At 38.2% G+C, this 1,198-nt stretch carries 1 protein-coding gene; it reads right to left on the bottom strand.

Going from position 1 to position 1,198, the window contains the following annotated elements:
- On the bottom strand, positions 1-1,198 hold a 1,198-nt coding region (locus tag KQX66_RS36370; RefSeq protein ID WP_216798387.1), incomplete at both ends, for a serine hydrolase domain-containing protein.

Genomic DNA, 1,198 nt, shown 5'->3' with positions numbered 1-1,198 from the left:
GAATCATTCCCTTCATAAATGGGTTGAATAGCATCTTCATCGATATAAGAGAATCCATCAATCTTTAAATACTCCGTCTGTCCTTCTTTATAAAAGTTGAGATCAAATACATTAGCTCCGGCTATAATCGGAATTTGGACAGCATTTACTGCTTGATTCTCATTAACAATTTTAGTCCCATTTGCGTATCCATGATCCATATCAACGGATATTTTCTTTGATATCATTGGCGTGGCCAGATAATATGCAGAAGTTATCTTTTCATCCACCGCATAATAACTTTTTCCGTTTCTATTTTCCCATACCTTTTTAGTTGTATGGTCGAGTGGATTGGAATCCAGCTTTTGATACAGATAGATTACCATCATGAACTGACCTAATCCTGGGTAATTCGTATAGGCGTTAAGCTTCACATATGTTTTTCCATTTGTTTGTTTGTCAAAGCTTACTGTTGCACTGCCATCTTTGCTTTTGAATTGTCCATCGCCCGTATATACATATTTTTGTGATGGTATTACCCCCCCTAATTGTTCAGGTAAATCAATCTCTCCGTTCTTCATATCTATATTTATGGTTGAATCCCTTGTACCATATAATCCAGCATAAGAAAGCCATTCAGACGGCATGTTCACCTTCAGGGAAGGTTTAAATGTTTTCTCGGGTAGAATTTCCTTAATATGCCCCTGGTCTTTTAAGTATTCTAATAAAACACTAGATGCGAATGTAAGATTGAATAGTGAAGCCCCTCCTGAAGAGAGCACAGCTATAGAAATATTATATTTTGGAATTGTAACCAAAGAACCGTGATATCTTTCGGTGTCCCCACCTTTGAATAATGCCGTTATTCCGTAATCATCAAACGGTGGCAAGCTAACCGTGTCCCAACCAAGACCATAGTTAAAAGTGTTCGTCTTTTCAGAAACCCATACTCCTTTTTTATATTCAGGACTTTGCATAGCTTCGGCTGATTGTTTAGATAGAACGTCCGTTCGATTACCCATTAATATTTCTGCAAACTTAGTTACGTCTTCTGCAGTTGAGTAGAGCCCGCCTGCCCCAATGGCGTTGACATTCTCAATGGGTAAAGCCTGATCCATCGTAGGGAAGTAAGTTTTGGCTAACCTTTCTCTATCAAATTGATCAAGTGGTGTTTTAGTTGAGCTTAAATTCAGAGGCTTGCTCACATATTTCGCAAGGA

The organism is Paenibacillus oleatilyticus (assembly GCF_018998565.1).
GTDB classification, from domain to species: domain Bacteria; phylum Bacillota; class Bacilli; order Paenibacillales; family NBRC-103111; genus Paenibacillus_G; species Paenibacillus_G oleatilyticus.
This window is presented reverse-complemented; position numbering and strand designations above follow the sequence as displayed.